Raw genomic sequence first — 23,023 nt, 5'->3', positions numbered from 1 at the left:
AAGTTAGTTATTTTTCAATGAAACCTTTCTTTTTACATTTTATAGATATGTACCTTTGTAAAAAATTGATCTTTTGGGTACAAATATTAGTTTAAAAAATATTAATAAATTGGCAATTCCGGCTTTAATTGCGGGTATTGCAGAGCCTTTATTATCTATTACAGACACTGCAATTATTGGTAATATTACAGAAAATGCAACAGAAAGCTTAGCTGCAGTAGGTATAGTGGGGGCATTTATATCGATGTTAATTTGGGTTTTCGGCCAAATAAGAAGTGCCATTTCTTCTATTGTTTCACAGTATGTTGGTGCTAATAAATTAGAGGAAGTAAAAGATTTACCAGCGCAAGCTATTGCTATCGTGGTTTTTGGAAGTTTGTTAATAGTTGCTATTGCTTATCCGTTTGCAAAACAAATTTTTCAGTTTTATAATGCCTCGGGTACCGTTTTAGAATATTGTATTACCTATTTTAAAATAAGAATTTTCGGATTTCCTTTTTCACTTTTTGTATTTGCAGTTTTTGGTATTTTTAGAGGTTTACAAAACACCTATTACCCAATGATAATTGCAATTATAGGAGCCTTATTAAATGTTTTTTTGGATATTATTTTTGTGTATGGAGTAGAAGGCTATATCCCTGCCATGAATATAGAAGGAGCAGCATATGCAAGTATTATTGCACAAATTACGATGGCTATTATTGCTTTGGTTCTGTTGATAAAAAAAACGACTATTCCATTAAAAATAGCATTGCCTTTTCATAAAGAAGTTCCTCGTTTATTAGGTATGATTGCCAATCTTTTTGTGAGAACAATTGCTTTAAATACAGCTTTATATTTTGCAACTTCTTATGCTACCGATTATGGTAAAGAATACATTGCGGCATATACTATTTGTATTAATATTTGGTTGTTAGGCGCTTTTATGGTAGATGGATATTCTAGTGCAGGAAATATTTTATCAGGTAAATTTTTAGGAGCCAAAGATTATAAATCATTGGTGGTTTTAAGTAATAAACTCTTAAAATATGGTTTGTTTACAGGAATAGTTATTGGGTTGTTGGGTTTTGTTTTTTACAATTTCATTGGATTAATATTTACAAAAGACGCTGCTGTTTTAGAACAGTTTTATCATGTTTTTTGGATTGTTTTAATAACGCAACCCATAAGTGCAATTACTTTTATTTTTGACGGAATGTTTAAAGGAATGGGAGAAATGAAGTATTTAAGAAACTTACTGATTCTTTCTACCGGATTGGTTTTTATACCAACATTATTGGTTTTTGATTATTACGATCTAAAATTAACGGCTATCTGGATTGCCTTTACCTTATGGATGATTGCAAGAGGATTGCCATTAATTTTGAGATTTAGAGCTAAGTTTTTACCATTGGCCACGAACTAAAATATATTAAACTGTTATTCCGAAAGGGGAACGAGGAGGAATCTCATAACGGAGTTTTTTGGGTTTCTCAATCGACTAAAAAACCACATTTCTAAATGTCATTCAAGATAAAAAGTTAACTTTACTAAAAATTCATTTTATGAGCACCACAAGACAAAACGGAAGTTTATATACCAACATTCAAAATAATATAGCAACGATTGAATTTGGGCATCCTGCTAGCAATTCTTTTCCGAGTGAATTATTAGCAAGGTTAACCAACGAATTAATTTCAGTAGGCCATAATAATGGAGTTTCGGTTATTATTTTAAAGTCTGAAGGAGAAAAAGCATTTTGTGCAGGTGCTTCTTTTGATGAATTGGTGGCTATTTCTAATTTGGAAGAAGGAAAACAATTTTTTGCCGGTTTTGCAAATGTTCTTAACGCAATGAGATCTTGTGGGAAATTAATTGTTGGTAGTATTCAAGGAAAAGCTGTTGGAGGTGGAGTTGGTTTAGCTGCAGCCTGCGATTATGTTTTGGTAACAGAAAATGCAGCTATAAAATTATCTGAATTTACGATAGGAATAGGTCCTTTTGTAATAGAACCTGCTGTTACTAGAAAAATAGGAGTTGCAGGAACTGCAGAATTAACGCTAGATGCCACAAGTTGGAAAAGCGCCTATTGGGCAAAAGAAAAGGGTTTATATGCAAAGGTTTTTGAAACACAAAAGGAGTTGGATGATGAAGTAGAAATTTTAGCAGAAAAATTAGCATCCTATGATCCTGAGGCTTTGGCAGAAATGAAAAAAGTTTTATGGAAAGGAACTGAAGAATGGGATGATTTGTTAGCAGAAAGAGCTGCTGTTTCTGGTCAATTAGTTTTATCTGATTACACAAAAAAAGCGTTGGCGAAATTTAAAAAATAAGATTGTGAAAATTGTTTCAACTAATATTGGAGAACGAAAAGAAATAAATTACAAAGGAACTATAGTTACCACAGGTATTTATAAATATACGGTAGATAATCCTATTTTTTTAGATGTTGAAGATGTAAAGGGTGATGCTATTTGTGATAGAGAAAACCACGGAGGAGTGCTACAAGCTATCTATGGGTATTCTTTAAAGCATTATGAATATTGGAAATCTGTTTATCCTAATGTAGATTTCGAAATGGGGATGTTTGGAGAAAACTTAACTATTGACGACTTAGATGAAACAAAAATTCATGCTGGTGATACTTTTAAAGTAGGGGAAACTATTTTAGAAGCAACCGTACAAAGAGAACCGTGTTATAAATTAGGTGTTCGTTTTAATAAAATGTCGATTGTAAAGAAATTTTGGAAGACGACTTTTTGTGGTGTTTATTTTAAGGTTTTACAAACTGGTTTTGTGAAATCTGGAGATGAATTTATTCAAATAAAAAGCTGTCCAGAAAACCCAACCATTGCAGATTTGTATGTGGCTAAAAGAATTTTAAACGGAATTAGTTAAAGGAATAAGAAGTAGTTAACAAATAAGCTTAGCCCAGATTGAGTGGTCTGTTTGAGCTCTTTTTTACCTTTTTGGGTAAAAAAAGCGAGTAGCGAAAGCTGGAAATAGCTTTTAAACCGTTTCTTCTTTTTTATGTAAAAAGCGAGTTAGTTTCATAGATAAATCTAATAAAATTATCTTCGGATTTCCGTTTCTCTCTATATGATACATGGCATCATTTAGCTCTTTTTCGATGTCTAGAATATTACCAGAATGAACAAAAGGAGCAAATTTAGAAAGATTGAATCCGGTTTTAGATTCCATAAAAACCAAGTTTTCAGATTTATAATTTAGCAATAAAGCTTGTCTGAAAAATTGCAAACAATAGTCTAAAAAACGTTTCTGAGTTTCTCGTCCGGTTTTGGCAATGGTGTCCGACCATTCAATTAATTGTTGCACTACGGCAGCATTTCCTTTGGCTTTAAAAGCAGTTCTAATCCAAGCAATAAACCATTCTTCAAAAACAAGATCGCTAGAATCGTTTTGTAATAATTGCAGTGCTTTGTTGAAATTTCCTTCTGCCTGATGTGCAATTTTAGCAGCATCATTATCGGAAACTTGATAATTTTCAATTAGTGCATTAGAAATATCTTGCTCACTTAAAACAGGAAAATGTAGCGCCTGACAACGAGATTTTATAGTATTTATAATCTGACCTTCGTTTTCTGTAATTAAAATAAAAACCGTTTTTTCTGGCGGTTCTTCAATTAATTTTAGCAATTTATTAGCGGCAGCAATGTTCATTTTTTCTGCCATCCAAATAATCATCACTTTAAAACCACCTTCGTAACTTTTAAGACGAAGTTTTTTTACCACTTCTTCTGCTTCATCGACTCCAATAATTCCTTGTTTGTTCTCTACACCAATATGTTGCAGCCAATTAAATAAACTTCCGTAAGGTTGGGTGTCTATAAAACTGCGCCAATCTTCTAAAAACAAACTGCTAACAGGATGTTTTTTTACGTTATCGTTAGAAGTTACAGGATAGGTAAAATGCAAATCTGGGTGCTGTAATTTGTCGCATTTTAAGTTACAGACATCAGCATTATCAGAAAAATTACATAATAAAAACTGCGCGTACGCAATTGCCATAGGCAAGGTTCCGCTTCCTTCTTTACCCACAAATAATTGTGCATGCGGAATTCTGCCGTTTTCTGCAGATACTTTTAAGTGTTTTTTAATGTGTTCTTGTCCGATAATTTGGTTGAAAAGCATGGGCAAATATAAAATTTGTTCTTTAGAAAAGCATCAATTTTTGAAGTCAAACTTTTTTTAATTTATAATAGAACTTTTTTTATAGATTAATCTTCATCAGAAAGAAAAAAACAAAAATACTTTTATATATTTGGTAATGTCCCCTAAATCTAAATTACATATTGAAAAGGTTTCTTTTTATACTTTTATTTTCTAATATGATGCTGTGGTCTCAGCGAGAAAACACTATACTATCTGGTAAAAACACTTTTTCATCTAGAGATGGCTATGTAATTTTTAATCCGTATTATTCTATTTATGACACCAATGATTGGCTTTGGATTTTAGGAGAGAATAAACTTTCTAGTGAATACGTATTCGGAGAAAAAGAAGTGATTATTCAGCGCTTTGATGGTGCTAACTTTTTTACATTGAAAATTCCGAATACTTTCAATAAAAAAATAAAAGAAGGACATTTTTTTAGACATAAGGAATTCGGTTTGTACTTAAAACTGTATTATACATCTGAAAGAGCAGAGCTTTTTTACATCAATACAGAAACATTAGCAATTAATCTTGTTGAAGAATATGCTTCTCTTAATGAAAAATATATAATTTCAAAAGAATATTATGTAAATGATAAAACACGATTACTATTAACGTCTCAAGATAAATTTTACAGTGCAGAACTAGAGGAATTAAATTTAAAGTTTATTGATTCTATTTCTTTTGAGACTCCAATTGTTAAACCTTTTTTGGAAGAACCAAGAACAACAGATAAATTTTCTATAGTAAAGTTGTTATTTGAAAATGAAGGTTTTTTTTTAGATGAAAATGGAAGAATTACTAAGAAAATATCCCAAAAAGATTTTATAAACAAAGAAGGTATTTCTTTTTTTCCAAAGAAAATTCACAATGTTTTTAAAAATAAGGATGTATTTTATTATTATTTGGATGATTATAAAAATGCCTTTAAATTTGAAGAAGAAGATAAAAAGTTTATTGAAATACCCAATACAAACAGTAATTCTGAATTAATTAAATTATTAGATTTTAATAAAGATTATAACGAAGCTTATTTAGAATATATAGCGGGAAATTATGAGGTTTTTAAATTTTATAGTTTTAATAATTTTGAACCAGAATTAATAAATGAAGTTAAAATTAAGAATTTTTCTAAAAAAAGTTTCAAAGATTTTGGTAAAGATTTAGTTGTTTTAAGTGGGAATACATTAGAATCTTATTTCTTTAAAGAAAGCAAAATTAAAACCTTTTTAAAAGAAAAAAGTGTAAGAACAATTAAACAATTAACAGATTCTAAATATATTGTAGCTACAGATAATGAAGGCGTCTATATTGTAGATATTAAGAACAATACAGAGAAAAAGATTCAGTTTTTATTAGACAATAAAGAAATAACAATTAATTTTTCTAGAGATATTTATCTAGAAAAAGACAATACAATTATTATAAATGATTCTAATAATTTATACACTTTAGATGCTAATTATAACGTAATAAAAGACCGTAGCACAAGGATAAATGGAGAAGAAATAATTAAATTAAATGATACCATTTTTACCGCCAATCAAAATGGGGGTATTTTTAAATACAGTATTACAGGAAGAACGTACACTAAAATAGAAAATTCTGAAGTAGTTAAAGTAAAAGAATTTGCAACTAATGGTGAAAAAATATTTGCAACTACAACAGAAGGGATTTTTGAATATGAAAACGGAACTTTTAAGACCTATAAGTTCGAAAATGAAAATGATTTACTTTCTATAACTTTTGAAGAAGGATACGGCGTTTTAGTTTCTACTAATTTTGGTACAATCTTTAAATACGACACTGTAAATAAAAAACTAAATCTTTTCTATGAAGATGAATTGAAGGGCTCTATTGTTGGTATGATTGCCGATAACAATAAAAATTTATGGTTAAATACCTATACAGGTGTTGTTTCTATAAATTATGCATCAAAAAAGGTAGTTAGGTTTACTCAAAAAGATGGTGTTTATGAGCTAGAAGGCAATAGATATAGCTCTTATAAAGATTCTAAAGGCAATGTTTTAATGGGGAGTTACAAAGGTCTTAGTTTTTTTAATCCAGAGGTGTTGGTAGAGAGTAACTTAGAAGCGCAACCAGAGTTTACATCAATTTCATTTTTTGATGCTGAAGAAAATAGATGGAAAATTAACACATCTCCTAAGTTTTTAAAAAACACAAAAGAAATTGTTTTGCCCTCAGAATATCAACGATTCTCTGCAACAATGTCTGTGTTTGGTAAAATAAATCCTAAAGATGTTCGGTATAGGTATCGTTTGTTAGATAACAAAAACAAATCTGAATGGTTTACAAAATTTTCGGGAAATGAAATTCTATTTGCAAATTTAAAAGCAGGGGAATATATTTTACAAATAGAAGCATTAAATGGGGCGAGGAAAAAAATAGGTAAAACATTAGAGTTAAGAGTTATTTCTAAAAAGGTTTTTTATAAAGCTTGGTGGTTTTTGGGGCTTTTATCAATACTGCTAGCAAGCATTGTGCTGTATTTGTTTTATCAATATAAAGAAAGACAAAATTTATATGCAAAAAATGAAATAGCCTTAAATGAGGCAAAAATAAAAACTGCGATGATGTTAGAAATTCATCATCGAATTAAAAATAATCTTCAAATTATTTCGGGCTTGTTAGGTTTACAAATAATAAGAAGTAATAATGAAGAATTAAAGGCAAAACTACAAGACAGCCAAAATAGAATAGAATCTATTGCAGGTATTCACAATGTGTTGTATAGTTTTAATAACCAGGATGTTGTTTTTTTAAAAGAAAATATTGAAAACATTATTATACATTATAAAACGTTATTTCCTCTTAATGTTAAATACCGTTTAAATATAGATAATTCTACTTTAAATATGGATAAAGCTACGCCTTTATCCCTTTTGCTTAACGAGTTGATAAACAATTCTAACAAGCATGCTTTTGCGAATGTAGATTGTCCGGAAATAACTATAAAATTTATGAAAAAGGATGAAAAATATTTATTTGAATATTTTGATAATGGCAATTTTATAGAAAAAGAGAGAAGTACTAAATCTATGGGAATGAAAATTATAGGCATGATGAAAACTCAGTTAAAGGGAGATATGAATATAGAAAATGCAAATGGATTTAAATTAACTTTACACTTTTAATAAATGCGTAAAATAAAAATTTACATTTTGGAAGACGAAATAATAACGCAAGAGCTGTTAAAAGAATCTTTAGAAATGTTAGAATATAGAATTTGTGGAATGGCAACAAATGCAGAGACTGCGTTAAAGGAAATAGCACAACTAAAGCCAGATATTGCCATTTTAGATATTAGAGTAGAAGGGAACCAAACGGGTATTTGGTTGGGTAACCAATTAGAAATTCCGTTTATTTATTTAACCGCTTTTAATGATATGACAACTATAAAAAAAGCGATTAAAACAAAACCAGCAACTTATATTGTAAAACCATTTAAAAATAACGATTTATTTATAGCAGTAGAATTGGCCATTAGCAAAATAAAAAATACAAATAAAATTACTGTAAAAGATAGAGATAGAAATATTAGTATTTTGGTTGAGGATATTTTATTTGCTAAAAAAGAAGACCAGTACTTAAAACTTTATTTAAAACATTCAGAAAAATTATTAAGAGCTAATATTAATGACTTTTTAGAACAAGTAAACTCTAACTCATTTATACAAATACATCGTTCTTATATTATTAATAAAAATTATATTACTGCATTTAATACAAAAGAAATAACGATTGGCAAGAATAACATTCCCATATCTAAAACATATCTTAAAGAAGTTTTAGATGAAATTTATTAACCACTATTTTTTAATTGAAAAGAGCCTTATTTTGCTTCAAAAAAAACATTCACGACAAAAATAGCCCATTTCACGACTTATTTTTTATAATATAAAATTTAGTTTTTAACTTCGAGATAACAATGCCAAATTAGCATTGTTATTTTTAATGAAACCCATAAAGATATACATTTTAGAAGACGAAATAATTATACAACAATTGCTAAAAGAAACTTTAGAAACTTTGGCGTATAACGTTTGTGGTACTCAAACAAATGCAGAAATAGCATTGCATGAGATAGAAGTTTTACAACCAGATATTGTTTTTTTAGATATTAAAGTAGAAGGTAGTAAAACAGGTATTTGGTTAGGGAATCAATTAGAGATGCCAATTATATATTTATCTGCTTTTAGTAATGTTAAAACCTTTATAGAAACGATAGAAATAAAACCTGTTAGTTTTCTAGGAAAACCTTTTAATATAAAGGAATTATTTATTGCTTTACAGTTAGCACTTAATGTTGTTGCTTTAAAAAAAGAATTGCTGATTAAGGCTTGTAACTAAAAAATTAAAACACCTATTTTCAACAAAACATCTTAAAGATAAATTAGAGTAAATAGCTTCCTTTTTTTACTTAAAATAGATCTTTTTTCAAAAAAAAATACAAATTCAAATTAAATATTAATTACCGCTAGTACCAGGTGTTTATACCTAGTTTTAGAGGTAAATAAGAACTTGTTTTTATGTGAAATGTTCATTCACGACAAAAACAGGGCAGTTCACGACATTTTTTTTGTAAAAAAATTGGTAACACCTATCATTGTATTCAACAACTTATATAAAAACCCTATTTAATTTAAAACCCTCACATTATGAAATCACTAAAAATTACTCTTATTTTATTATTTATCTCTTTAGCAAGTTTTGCACAATCTGGTATGGTTTTTCAAGGAATTGCTAGAGACAATAATAGTGCTGCTCTTACAAGTAAAACCTTAACCTTTGCCTTTAAAATTACAAAAAGTGATGGTTCTGTTTTGTATGAAGAAACGCAACAAATAACAACAGATAATTTTGGTGTATTTTCTCATGTAATAGGTACAGGTACCCGTGTTGGTGTTGCTGCTTTTGGTGATATTGCTTTTTCTGACGGAAACCTAAAAGCGATTATTAATGTAAATAACGGTGGTGTAGATACACAAATTTACGACCAACCTTTTGAATATGTACCCTATGCAAAACACGCTGCAAATGGTGTGCCAATTGGTACTATATTATCTCATGCAGGAGATGCCGTACCAGATGGTTATGTAGAATGCAATGGACAAGGTATTACAGATGCTAAATATGCAGCTTTACGTACTGTACTCGGTGGAGCGACGAACGCTCCTAACCTTGGAGGTGTTTATTTAAAGGGGGCTGGTACACCTAATAATTCAAGTTTTTCACATCCAATAGGTTTAAGAGCTCTTCAAGATCCATCTACACAAACTCACACGCACACTTTTAATGTTAATGGTAATACAAATGATGCAGGTATTCATGACCACAATATTCGTCATAGTAATTATGGGACGCCAGATGGTATAGATCATGGAGGAGCAGATAAAGAATGGGGTTGGCAACAGTCTAGTGATCCGAATAATTCTAGTTCTGAACAATTTAAAAAAACAGATAACGCAGGTAACCACAACCATAATATAGCAATTACAGGCCAGCGTACAGGCCATGGAGGTACTTTAGGGGATGCTCAAGTAGATGGTAATCGTGAGAAAGAAAATCGCCCATTTAGTTACGGTGTACGTTATATAATTAAATACTAATACAAACCCAAAATAAATAAAACATTATGAGAAAATTACTAATTTTCTTGTTGTTTTGGGTAGGTATTATTCAAGCGCAAGAACAAAGCGATCATAAAGGGGCTTTCCTTTCTGCCGCAGGCAAGGTTACAAATACATCAAACAATATAAACATTCAGTTTCAAATTGGTGCTGCTTTTCAGTATCCAATGTCGGCAGGAGTAAAAACCAAGGTAGGTTTTCCTTTTGGTATTTTATATGTGCCTAATACGTTTAGTGATAAAACGTTTGAGGTATCTAAAGGGTATTATTCAGATAAAATTAATATAAATTGGACTTATGGTGCTAATCAAGATAATATTACCAAACTTAAAATTTATAGAAAACCATTAAAAGGAGCTGGCGTTTATAATTTAATAGCCACGGTTGGTAAAGATGTTTATGAGTTTGAAGACACACAAATAGAAGGAGGAGTGCTGTATCAATATAGGTTGTTTGCAGAAGGATTAAGTGGTACAGAACAAGAATTTGTAAATTATATAGAAGGTGTTGGTTTTAGAAGTCCTACGGCTATTGTATCTGGTTCAATTAATTTTGAAGGAGGTAGCCCAGTAAAAGATGTTAAAGTATTGGCAGAACCTGTTGGAGCAGAAGGTAGTGCTGGCACAGGAACCTCTGCTATTATACAAGGATATGTTTTAAAAGGCTCAAGGTTATCAGATAATGGGAATGCATTTAGTGGAGATGCCATTACGGTAGAAGGTTGGTTTGCAAATGATGCAAATCTTAATTTGCCTTTTGAATTGGTCGTTGGTGAAAATATTTATAACCTTTATTCTTATAACAACGGTAGTAGTATTTACGTTAGTTTAAGATTAAACGGACAAACGGCTAAACAGTTTTCTATACATGATGCCTATCCTACTGGAGAAGTTGATGCAGCAGGAAATGATGTTTTTAAAGCCATAAATGAGGAAAGTAGATCCGATTTTGTGCACTATGCATTTGTTTTTGAAAACAATAAAGAAATTGGAATTTACATGAATGGTAGATACATTTCTCAAGATTATATAAGTAATGCAATACCAACAGAAGGGGTTTCAAAATCTAGGGTAGATATAACTGAAAATACAGGGACTACTGTATATAATAACAATTTAGATGATGTTGTAAATAGATTTGATGTAGGGATCTACGGAAAAGTACATGCAGATGAAGTTAGGGTATGGAGTAGGGCTTTAAGTGGCGAAGAAATTAGAAGAGATTATAGACGTTATTTAAGTGGTAATGAAAACGGTTTAGAAATGTACTACCGTTTTGATGAAGGCTATGGTGAATATGCCTATGATATTTCTAGAAACGGGTTTCAGTTTAATGGTAATCACTTAATAAAAAATACGTTTGATGGTAGTTCAATTAATTTTTCTTCTATAAAACCAACTAAAGAGCAGTTAGGTGTTTTTGGTATTACAGACCAAGATGGAGCCTACAGTATTGCTGCAATACCATATAGCGGTACTGGAGAACAATTTAGAATAACACCAAGTTTTGGGGTTCATAAATTTAAACCTGCTAGTCAAACTTTATTTTTAGGAAAAGATGAACCAGTTGTAAACCAAGTAAATTTCGAAGATATTTCTTCCTTTAAATTTAATGGTAGAGTTGTATATGATACAAGAGATGTTTTTAAAACTATTCCTATTTCAGACCCTGCTTTAGCAACGATTACAGAAATTAGAGAAACCGGTTATAACTCTTATTTAGTTAATGGTACAGTAACTATTAACAAAGGGCAATATTTTTATGAAGGAGGAACATTAGATTCAAATACAGGGAATTTAATTGATGGAGAGTTAAAACAATATCCAGTTTTAGGTATAGAAGGTGCATACTTGCATATTGATGGGGAAATTGTTTTTGATGAAGACAACCAACCTGTAGTTACAGATATAGAAGGTAAATTTGCTATTAATGTACCTATTGGTAAACATAAAATAGAGGTAACAAAAGACGGACATACATTTGAGTATGAAGGAAGGTTTCCGGAAAAAACAACAAATACAACATCTAATTTATTCGATTTTTATGAAGACCAAGTACAAGAACGTTGGTTTTTAGATAAAACAAGGGTTACAGTTGTTGGTAAAGTAGTAGGAGGTAGAATACAGTCAACTAAAGAAATTGGTTTTGGTTTTAATGGTTTAGCAGCACATGAAAATGAAGTTGCAGAAGGAGAACCAGAAAGTAAAGAAACGTATTCTGCTTTAAATAATATAGGGCAAGCAACCATAACTTTTAAAGGAGATTTAAATACCACTGAGCTAGATCATAGTGTTACTACTAATGAAACATCTGGAGAGTATAAGATACAATTAATACCGTATAAATTTTATGTAAAACAAAACGGAGGTATTAATGTTTTGAGTAATACTGATATAAATACTGCTTTTATAGATGCAGATGATGAGTTTGATGTTACAGAAATTAAAGAAGAACAAATATCTAGCTATACAGCAGAAGATGGTACAGAATACACCTCAGAACCATACCAATACGAAAAAAGTTTTCGATATAATTCTACCATAAATGTTCGTTTAATTGAGCAAGAATTTTTAAAAGAATATAAAATTGGCGATATTACCTATGATGTTTCTGAATTGACTATACCTATGTACACTCAAAAAGAAGAGTACAGATTGGCTTTTGAAGTTACACAAGATTATGTAAATAAAGATAAAACTGATGAAGTTGTTGTAAAAGAGTATTTTAATGAAGGTACTTTTAATATTACCAATAATTTTGCAAGTACAAACCCAAATGATAGTTCGGTAAAATTAATCAAAAAGACTAACAAAGAACAGTATGTGTATTCTTTTAGAGCAGGTTTGCCAAACATTACGCAAACAGATGGTTTTAAAAATGCAATGACCATAGATTATAATGTATCTGGTTTAAACCCAATAGGTGTTTTAAATAGTGATGATTTAAAATCTGAAGGTATTGTTATTGGAGGTAGAGCTGCAGAGGGTACTACATTTTCTACGGTAGCACCAGAAGTGCCAGATATTATTTTAAGAGATCCTCCAGGATCTAATAGTTTTGCAAGTATAGAAAAAGGAACGTCGATTTCTTTTGAAAGATCTAATGGAAATTCTAGTTCAGATACAAATGGAGGTGGTTTTTACGCAAGTGTAGGTCCAACATTTACTAGTGTAGCTGGCTCTCCATTTTTTAGTCTTGAAACAGAAATATCTGTAGTAGCAGATGTTGAGGCTAATTTTTCTAAAACACAAGAAATAAATAGAGATGGCAGCACTACAGAAACCTATGAATTTACAGAAACTATTTCAACAAGTGATGACCCAGAATATGTTGGGGCAGATGGAGATTTATATATAGGGAATGCTAAAAATGTGTATTATGGTTTGTTTAACAATATGTTTGTTACAAAAGAAATACCAACGTTACCAGATAATTCTGTAGTTCCACATATCATCATTAATAGTAAAGATAAAGACGATAATCCTACTAATTTATATGTTAGTTCTAAAAAAGATTTTTTCATTGCAGAACAACCTTCGGCTACGTTTTTTATGTATTCTCAAAAGCACATTTTAGAGAAGTTAATTCCAGATTTACAAGATTTAGCAAATATCTCTCCAGAGGTAATTACAGCAACAACACCTGAGGGAACGCAAACTAGAAATTTTTATATCAAGCAAATAGAATTATGGAAAAAAATAGTTCAAGATAACGAGCGTGATAAATATTTGTCATTAAATTCTAGAGCAGATTTAAAACAAGTAGTTTTAGGGAAAATAGATAAGGAAAAAGAAGCAAGGTTAGCAAGGATAGAAGCTTCACAAACCTCAATATTTCCTTATAGACTATCAAATTATGATATTTATATTGCTAGTTTGGCAGATTTAGTTTCTGATAATTTTGAAGGAAATAAATCTTTTGATGCTGGTGTTGGAGAGTTTACATCTTCTATATCTACTGCAACAATTACCGCTAAAACGTACGAAAAAGTGGTTGATATTTCGAACGATTTTAAAACACAATTAGGAGGATTAATAAATAATGTTGGTTTAATTGGTAATTTTGCAACATCACATTCTGGTGTGAGTACAAATTCTGACCAAACTGAAAATGAAAAAACAACTACTATTTCTTATACTTTAAAAGATAACGATCAAGCAAATTTTTTAAGTGTAGATGTAGTAAATTTATTTGACGGATACGGACCAATTTTTGTAACCAAAGGTGGTGCAACTTCTTGTCCGTATGAAGGGCCAACAGTTTCTGAATTTTACAAGAATGATGGCTATAATGTAAATGTTATTGGAGAAGGAGGAGAAAACTTGTCTGAAGCAACAACCAGTGTTTACAAACCAGAATTAAAAGTAAATAAAACATTAATAAGCAATTTAGCAGAAAATGTGGGTGCCGTATTTACCTTACAACTTAAAAATTTAAGTGATACAGGTACAGATTTAGAACATACAGTTTATGTAGATCAAACTACTTTAAACGGAGCGGTTTCTAATATAGATCAAAATGGTTTCTCGGTTTTATTACCTTATAATGAAACGTTAGAAGTCCCTTTAATAATCACAAAAAACTCATCATCAGATGTGTATGATTATGAAAATATTAGAGTGTATTTGGCAAACCCATGTATCGATTTAAATGATTCTGATGCATTTGTAGATGTTACTGTAAACTTTAAAAAGTCGTGTAGTAATGTTACTATTTCTGCACCTCAAACCAATTGGATTTATAACAGAGCAGAGGCTTTTAATTATGATAATGAAGGGAATTTATTAGGTACAAATTCTTTACCAATAACATTCACAGATTTTAATACAGATTTTGCAGGTTTTAGAAAAATAAGTTTACAATACAGAAACGTAAATGCTTCTAGTTGGACCCAGTTTAAAACCTATTATGGTAGTCAACAATTAAAAGATGAGGCATCTGATGATGCAGGAATTATTATAGATTCTGAAACAGAGTTTACATTTAATTGGGATATTGTAGGTAGTAAAATTACTGACGGAAATTATGAAATAAGAGCAATTTCTTTTTGTACAGATGATGTTTCTTTTGAATCGGATATTGTAACAGGTACTATTAATTTAACACCGCCAGTTATATTTGGTACACCATCGCCAAGTGATGGCATATTAGATATTGGAGAAGATATTATTGTCCGTTATAATGAAGAAATTAATTCACATATTTCTACTAATATTACTTTAAGAGGATTAAAAAATCAACAAGCTATAGATCATAGTGTAAGTATTGCTTTAGATGGTTCTTCCAATAAAATAGAACTTTCAAAACAAAATTTACTCTCAAAAGCGTTTAGTATTCAATTTTGGTTAGATTTAGATGCATCAGGTAACGGTGTTTTAGCAAATCAAGAAGATGGACCAAAAGTAACATTAACGGGTAATACCTTGTTGTTTGAATTAGATGGCAAATCTACGGAAGCTATTATAGATGATTCACAATATAATTTCTATTCATTAATTTATGAAGACGGAGCGAATCCTTATTTAGAAATTTTACAAAATGGTACAGTTTTAAAAACTGAATATTTAGATAAAGAATTGTCTTTTAATAATAACAATACAATTGTTATTGGAGGAAGTGGCATTAAAGGAAATATTCACGATATCAGAATTTGGTCTAAAGCAACAACCGCTGCACAAGTTGCAGCAGAAAAAGATGTAACATTAACAGGTAATGAGTTAGAATTATTAGCATATTGGCCATTAGATGAAGGTTATGGTAGTGTTGGTGCAGAAAAAGTACGTGCAAGAAATGCAAATGTAGGTTTAAGTTGGACTATAAAACCAAAAGGACAAGGATATGCATTTGTTAATAATAGCTACTTAACGTTAGATAATGTAGGTTTTGTACAACCAACAAACTATGAGGATATTACCGTGTCTTTTTGGATAAAAGCTGCTGCAGGAGATGTAGGAACTATTTTTGGTAACGGTACAGGGAATTCAAATCCTGGTGAGCCATTACAAACAAATGGTTTTAGAAACAAATGGGATATTAGTTTAGAATCTAACGGAAAATTAAAGTTAAGAACAGAAGGTGTAGATTATAACTTAACTAATAATGCTATTACAGATTCTAATTGGCATCATGTTGCATTAGTTGTTAAAAGAGGTGGAAGTTTAAATTCTTTTATAGATAGTAAACAAAATACTACCGTTTCTTCTCAGAATATTGGAGGTATTGCTGGAGCTAAATTGTACTTCGGAGCTAGAATTAAAAGAGACAGTCCAGAAGAGGTTGGAGTCATAGAAAACAATTTTACAGGTAATTTAGATGAATTTAGAGTTTGGAACACTGCTAGAAGCTTCGATCAAATAAAAAGAGATCGTTATTTTGAATTGGATAAAGAAACTACAGGTTTATTATTATATGTTAATTTTAATGAAGAAGAAGCAAATATTTTATCAAAAGGACCAAGATATAATATTAGAAAAGGAGACGGAACTACGTTAGGCTATTTAGCACTTTTAAATGGTGGTGTAAGAAATTTTATAGAAGATTCACCTGCTATAAAACCTGTTTTAAAATACACTAATATTCCTTTTACTACGGTAATTAATGGCGATGAAATGATTATTTCACCAACATTAACAACAGAAGAGTGGAGTTTGTTTGAAGGGCAAATATTAGATGTTTCGGTGGCAAATATGTACGACAATCACTTTAACAAGCAATTGTCTCCAGTTAGTTTTTCTGCACTTGTAAATAGGCAAGAAGTAAACTGGATTACAGAAGATGGTTCTAAAGCAATCGTTTCAGAAAAAGTTGTAAATGAAGCGTATAACTTTAGTATGGATGTAATTAATAAAGGTGGTAATAACAAAGATTTCAGTATTTCTGGATTGCCAACGTGGATGACTATTTCTGCTACTTCTGGTACTGTTGGAGCTAATGCTACCAAAGAATTAAAATTCACGGTAGATAAAGAGTTAGCTATGGGAAGTTACACAGCTACTGTTTATTTAAATTTAGATAATGGTTATACAGATCGTTTAGATTTTCAATTAAGGGTAATACAAGATGCACCAGATTGGTCTGTAAATCCAGCTGATTTTGCATACAGTATGAACGTTATTAGTCAGATAAAAATCTACGACAATTTCTCTAGAGACACCTATACTAAAGTGGGGGCTTTTGTAGATGATGTTAAACGAGGAGAGGCTTATTTAGTGTACGATAGTGGTTACGATTCGTATTATGCATTTTTAACAATGTATAGTAATGTAAGCGCAAGTGAGGTAGTTACGTTTAAAGTTTGGGATGCCCTAAATGGTAAAACAAGAGCAGCAACTATTAATGGAAACACCTCTCTAGTTTTTCTAGAAAATGATGTGGTTGGTACAAAATCTAATCCAGCAATATTTAGTAGTGGAAAACTTTCTGAACAAGTAATTTCTTTGAATAAAGGGTGGACTTGGACTTCTTTCTTTGTAGAAGATGAAAGGTTTAATAACATAACAGATATGTTTAATGGACTAGAACTTGCAGTTGGAGATATTGTTAAATACGGAACGCAATTTACCAGATTCGAAAACGGGTATTGGTCTGGAAGTTTAATGGAATTAGAAAACAGTAAATCCTATAAAATTCAATTAGCTAAGCAAAATAATATTAGTTTAAAAGGAGATGAGGTAGATCCAAGAGAATTAGAAATTTCTATAGCTCAAGGTTGGAACTGGTTATCTTTTCCTATCCATAGAAATATTAGTTTAGGTGATGCATTAGCCTTTTATGAGCCAACAGATGGAGATGTAGTTAAAGACCAGTATAGTTTTGCAGTGTATGATGAAAACTCTAAAGAATGGTCTGGTACTTTACGTTACTTACAATCTAACAGAGGGTATATGTTAAAATCTGCTATAACACAGGTATTTAGATATCCAAGTATAAACTTTGCAGAAAGAACAACTTCTAAAGGGCAAGAGCATACTTCTGAAATGATTTTAAACTTTGCTAAATATCAATTTTCTATGGGAATAATTGCAGAAATTATAACTGATGAAAATTATGATGAAGTAAGAGTATATGACGAAAATTCAATATTAAGAGGTGTTTCTAAAATTGAAAATATAAACGGTAGAATGTTAAGTTTTATAACAGCATTTTCTGATACCTCAGAAAAATTAAAGTATGTTTTAGTAAATGCTAAAACAGAAGTTACATTAATAAACGACTTACTTTTTATTCCAAATGGAATTTCAGGAACTTTAAGATCTCCAATAGAATTAGGATTAAAAGCTTTGTCTACAGAAACAAATTTTAAAGGTTCAGTAAATATTTTTCCAAATCCTTTTAATAATGAAGTAACAATACAAGTTCTAGGGAACAATAATGTTACAAATCTAATATTCTATAATACTTTAGGAGCAAAAGTAAAAGAGGTAAAAATTACGGACTCTGAAGTTAAAGTATCTACAAAAGATTTGCCAGCAGGTGTGTTTTTCATCAAAGTTATAGATGAAGAAGGTGGGCAAGTAGTAAGAAAATTAATCAAAAAATAAATTACTTATGAAAAAATGTATATTCATTTTATTCATATTGTTTACAGCTAGTATTTACAGTCAATCTCCAGATTGGTCTGTAAATGCTAGTTCTTATCAATATAACATGACATTTACCGTTTTTTTAAACGTTGATGGCGTTACGTTAACAAATGCAAATGATAAAATAGGTGCGTTTGTAAACGGAGAAAATAGAGGGGAAGCCACGGTAGTGTATAATCCAAATGCTAAAAAATATGTGGCTTATTTATCTGTTTTAGCAAATACGGTTGGTGAAACTATTAACTTTAAAATTTATGACAGCACTAATAATGCAACTTTAAATGTTGTAAAAACAGAGGTTTTTGAAATAAACAAAAATATCGGTGGCGCATTTCAGTCTTATAGTGTTGCAAGTCCAGCACTTAGTTCTCAAGCAAGTATTCTTGGTTTTTCGTTTCAAGGAATTTCTACAGAAAGTAATTCTATAACAAACAATACGGTTAATATAGAAGTTTTATCAACCGTAGATATTTCTAACCTAACACCTATTTTTACTGCAGAAAATAATTCTAAAGTTTATTTAAACAAAGTTTTACAAGTTTCAGGGAACAATACGTTAGATTTTACAAATGAGGTAGTATATGAAGTTTTATCGGAAGATGAATCCCAGAATGTTAGCTATACTGTAAAGGTTAAAAAGTTAGTAAATACGCATGATTTTACTTTTTCAGATGCAACTTATGTTTATAATGGAACAGAAAAATCTTTAGTAATTTCAGGTACTTTACCAAGTGGTACAACAGTTACATATTCCAATAATGGTTTAACAAATGTAGGAACTAAACAAGTAACAGCAACTATTTCTGGAGCAAGTTTTCAAGACGTTGTCTTAACGGCAAATTTAACTGTTAGTCCAGCTACAATTACAGGAGTTACTTTTTCTGATGAAAATTTTAACTATGATGGATCTGAAAAAACAATTTTAATTGATGGTGCTATTCCAAATGGAACTTCACTTAATTATGTTTTAAATTCTAGAACAGAGGCGGGCGCACAAGAGGTATTTGCACTTATTACAGGAGATAATTATGTGAATTTAACCCTTAAAGCAAATTTAATAATTGTCAAAACATCATTTACAGATAACTTTACATTAATAGATAAAAGTTTTGTTTTTGATGGAAATGCAAAGTCTATCTTAATTACAGAGAGTTTACCAACCGGAACTACGGTTTCTTATGCAAATAATGCTAAAACAGCAGTTGGTGTTCATGAAGTAGTTGCAACCATTTCTAAAGCCAATTATCAAGATTTAGTATTAACAGCAAACCTAACAATTACAAAAGCAACGTTAACAGGTATTACTTTTGTTGATAAAAGTTTTGTTTTTGACGGAACAGAAAAATCAATAGCAATTACAGGCAGTTTACCAACCGGAACGTCGGTTTCTTATGCAAATAATGCAAAAACGGAAGCAGGAGTATCAGAAGTTACTGCAACTATTTCTAAAGCTAATTATCAAGATTTAGTTTTAAAGGCCAACTTAACAATCACCAAAGCAACGTTTAGCGGAATAACTTTTAATAGTAAAAGTTTCGAGTATGATGGAACTCAAAAATCTTTTGAAATTACAGGTAGTTTACCCGCTAATACTTCTGTTTCATATGCAAATAATACCAACACAGATACAGGGGTATATGAAGTAATAGCAACTATTTCAGGTGCCAATTATCAAGATTTAGTTTTAACAGCAAACCTAACAATCACCAAAGCAACATTAACAGGTTTTACTTTTGTTGATAAAAGTTTTGTGTATGATGGAACACCAAAATCTCTAACAATTAATGGAAGTCTACCAACGGGAACATCCGTTTCTTATACAAATAATAATTTAATTGATGTTGGTGTGTATGAAGTTGTAGCAACCATTTCGGGTGCTAATTTTAATGAGTTGGTTTTAAAAGCAAACTTAACAATCACTAAAACAGTTTTAAGTAATTTTGCTTTAACAAGTAAGGATTTTGAGTATGACGGAACTGAAAAAGTTTTAGCAATTACAGGAAGTTTACCAACGGGAACATCGGTTTCTTATGTAAATAATGCTAAAACAACGGTAGGAGCGTATCAAGTTACTGCAACCATTTCTGGTGTTAATTATCAAGATTTAGTTTTAATAGCAAACCTAACAATTACCAAAGCAACGTTAACAGATTTTACTTTTGCTGATAAAAGTTTTGTTTTTGACGGAACCGAAAAATCGATAGCAATTACAGAGAGTTTACCACCCGGAACAACAGTTTCTTACGTAAATAATGGTAAAACAGAAGCAGGAGTATCAGAAGTTACTGCAACAATTTCTAAATCTAATTATAATGATTTAGTTTTAAAGGCCAACTTAACAATTACCAAAGCAACGTTTAGCGGAATAACTTTTAATAGTAAAAGTTTCGAGTATGATGGAACTCAAAAAGCTATTGAAATTACAGGTAGTTTACCTGTTTATACTGCTGTTTCCTATGCAAATAATACCAAAACAGAAGTTGGTATACATGAAGTTGTTGCAACAATTTCTAAAGCCAATTATAATGATTTAGTTTTAACAGCAAACTTAATAATTACCAAAGCAACATTAACAGGTTTTACTTTTGTTGATAAAAGTTTTGTGTATGATGGAACACCAAAATCTCTAACAATTAATGGAAGCCTACCAACGGGAACATCCGTTTCTTATACAAATAATAATTTAATTGATGTTGGTGTGTATGAAGTTGTAGCAACTATTTCGGGTGCTAATTTTAATGAGTTGGTTTTAAAAGCAAGTTTAACAATCACCAAAACAGTTTTAAGTAATTTTGCTTTAACAAGCAAGAGTTTTGAGTATGACGGAACAGAAAAATCTTTAACTATTTCAGGTAATTTACCAACCGGAACTTCGGTTTCTTATGTAAATAATACTAAAACAACGGTAGGAGCTTATGAAGTTACTGCAACCATTTCTGGCATCAATTATCAAGATTTAGTTTTAACAGCAAACCTAACAATTACTAATGCAACGTTAACAGGATTTGCTTTTGTAGATAAAAGTTTTGAGTATGACGGAACCGAAAAATCTTTATCTGTTTTAGGTAATTTACCAATTGGAACTTCGGTTTCTTATGCAAATAACAATTTAACGAATATTGGTGTTTCTGAAGTGACTGCAACCATCTCAAAACCTAATTATAATGATTTAGTTTTAACAGCCAATTTAACAATTACCAATGCAGCGTTTAGCGAAATAACTTTTAATAGTAAAAGTTTCGAGTATGATGGTACACAAAATTCTATTGAAGTTGAAGGTAATTTACCAACCGGAACTTCTGTTTCATATACAAATAACAAAAAAATAGAAACAGGTATATATGAAGTTACCGCAACTATTTCAGTAGCTAATTATCTGGATTTAGTTTTAACAGCAAACTTAACAATCACCAAAGCAACGTTTAGTGGTTATACTTTTGATAGTAAAAGTTTTGTGTATGATGGATTAGGAAAATCCCTAACAATAATAGAATGTTTACCAGCAGGTACATCGGTTTCTTATACAAATAATTATTTAATAGATGTTGGAGTGTATGAAGTTACTGCATCCATTTCGGGCTCTAATTATGAAGAGTTGGTTTTAAAAGCTAACCTAACAATTACTAAAACGGTATTAAGTAACCTTGCTTTTACAAGTAAAAGTTTTGAGTATGATGGAACTTCAAAGTCGTTATCTATTATAGGTAGTTTACCAACCGGAACATCAGTTTCTTATGTAAATAATGCTAAAACAGCAGTAGGCACTTATAATGTTACCGCAACTATTTCTGGAGCCAATTATCAAGATTTAGTTTTAACAGCAAACCTAACGGTTACTAATGCAACGTTAACAGGTTTTACTTTTGTTGATAAAAGTTTTGTTTTTGACGGAACCGAAAAATCGATAGCAATTACAGGTAATTTACCAACGGGAACATCAGTTTCTTATGCAAATAATGCTAAAACGGAAGCAGGAGTGCATGAAGTAACGGCAACACTAACAAGAGCTAATTATCAAGATTTAGTTTTAAAGGCAAACCTAATAATTTCTAAAGCAGATCAAGTAATTCATTTTAACCCAATATCAATACCTTTAGGTAAAACAGAATTTACTTTAGAGGCAAGTTCTACATCTGGGTTAGAAATTGTGTATACGAGTTCAAATACAGCTGTTGCAACCATTTCTGGAAATTTAATTTCTCTGTTGGGTTCTGGTGCTACTACTATAACGGCAAGCCAATCGGGTAACGCAAATTATAATGCAGCAGAAAGTAAATCTCAAGTGCTTAATTTTGGAACGTTAGGTAAGGCAGATAATTTAATTGGAAAAGAAGAAATTATTTTATATCCTAATCCAGTAAAATCAAAACTAAAACTCAAGATAAATTCTGATGAAAATTTATTGTTATTAATTTTTGATGCAGCAGGAAAATTGGTAAAAGAAATAAATAATTATCAATCAGAAAAAAATATTGACGTAAGTGGTTTGGCTGCTGGAACTTATGTTATAAAGATTAAAGGTAAAAATGGTAAAACATCCATAGATCGTTTTATTAAATTATAATAAAACAGACTTTTTTTAATTTGTCATTTTTTTAGTGTCTGGTTCAGTATTGTCGAGAATTATTTATTTGT

The 23,023-nt window shown here is 30.5% G+C and carries 10 protein-coding genes; 9 read left to right on the top strand and 1 reads right to left on the bottom strand.

Features of this window, described 5'->3' with window-relative positions:
- Positions 1-73 precede the first annotated feature (73 nt).
- From JOP69_RS10890 to JOP69_RS10880, 3 genes are all read left to right on the top strand, one after another.
- Positions 74-1,405 carry an MATE family efflux transporter gene (locus JOP69_RS10890; protein ID WP_203392622.1) on the top strand — a complete coding sequence of 444 codons (1,332 nt, stop codon included), beginning with the start codon at positions 74-76 and terminating at the stop codon, positions 1,403-1,405.
- Positions 1,406-1,544: 139 nt separating this feature from the next.
- Complete coding sequence (locus JOP69_RS10885) at positions 1,545-2,312, top strand: enoyl-CoA hydratase/isomerase family protein (protein ID WP_203392621.1); 768 nt, start codon at positions 1,545-1,547, stop codon at positions 2,310-2,312.
- Positions 2,313-2,316: 4 nt separating this feature from the next.
- Complete coding sequence (locus JOP69_RS10880) at positions 2,317-2,877, top strand: MOSC domain-containing protein (protein WP_203392620.1); 561 nt, start codon at positions 2,317-2,319, stop codon at positions 2,875-2,877.
- A gap of 111 nt (positions 2,878-2,988) precedes the next feature.
- Here JOP69_RS10880 and JOP69_RS10875 read toward each other — a convergent pair whose 3' ends face one another.
- The gene (locus JOP69_RS10875; RefSeq protein ID WP_203392619.1) at positions 2,989-4,131 is read right to left on the bottom strand and encodes a DNA polymerase III subunit delta'; all 1,143 of its coding nucleotides are present in this window, start codon (positions 4,129-4,131) and stop codon (positions 2,989-2,991) included.
- Between the two features lie 197 nt (positions 4,132-4,328).
- On the opposite strand from JOP69_RS10875, the gene JOP69_RS10870 reads away from it, so the two are divergent.
- The 6 genes from JOP69_RS10870 to JOP69_RS10845 all read left to right on the top strand — a co-directional run bounded on the left by JOP69_RS10870 (position 4,329) and on the right by JOP69_RS10845 (position 22,952).
- Positions 4,329-7,310 (top strand): histidine kinase dimerization/phosphoacceptor domain -containing protein, encoded by a 2,982-nt coding sequence (locus JOP69_RS10870; protein WP_203392618.1) that lies wholly within the window; start codon positions 4,329-4,331, stop codon positions 7,308-7,310.
- Positions 7,311-7,337: 27 nt separating this feature from the next.
- Positions 7,338-7,982 (top strand): LytTR family DNA-binding domain-containing protein, encoded by a 645-nt coding sequence (locus JOP69_RS10865; RefSeq protein WP_203392617.1) that lies wholly within the window; start codon positions 7,338-7,340, stop codon positions 7,980-7,982.
- A 148-nt stretch (positions 7,983-8,130) separates the two neighbouring features.
- On the top strand, positions 8,131-8,526 hold the full coding sequence (locus tag JOP69_RS10860; protein ID WP_203392616.1) for a response regulator: 396 nt from the start codon (positions 8,131-8,133) through the stop codon (positions 8,524-8,526).
- Positions 8,527-8,834: 308 nt separating this feature from the next.
- Entirely contained in the window at positions 8,835-9,785 is a 951-nt protein-coding gene (locus tag JOP69_RS10855) for a phage tail protein (protein WP_203392615.1), read from the top strand.
- Between the two features lie 26 nt (positions 9,786-9,811).
- Complete coding sequence (locus tag JOP69_RS10850) at positions 9,812-18,346, top strand: LamG-like jellyroll fold domain-containing protein (RefSeq protein ID WP_203392614.1); 8,535 nt, start codon at positions 9,812-9,814, stop codon at positions 18,344-18,346.
- Between the two features lie 7 nt (positions 18,347-18,353).
- On the top strand, positions 18,354-22,952 hold the full coding sequence (locus JOP69_RS10845) for an MBG domain-containing protein (protein ID WP_203392613.1): 4,599 nt from the start codon (positions 18,354-18,356) through the stop codon (positions 22,950-22,952).
- Positions 22,953-23,023 lie beyond the last annotated feature (71 nt).

Source organism: Polaribacter sp. Q13 (genome assembly GCF_016858305.2).
Classification (GTDB): Bacteria; Bacteroidota; Bacteroidia; order Flavobacteriales; family Flavobacteriaceae; genus Polaribacter.
This window is presented reverse-complemented; position numbering and strand designations above follow the sequence as displayed.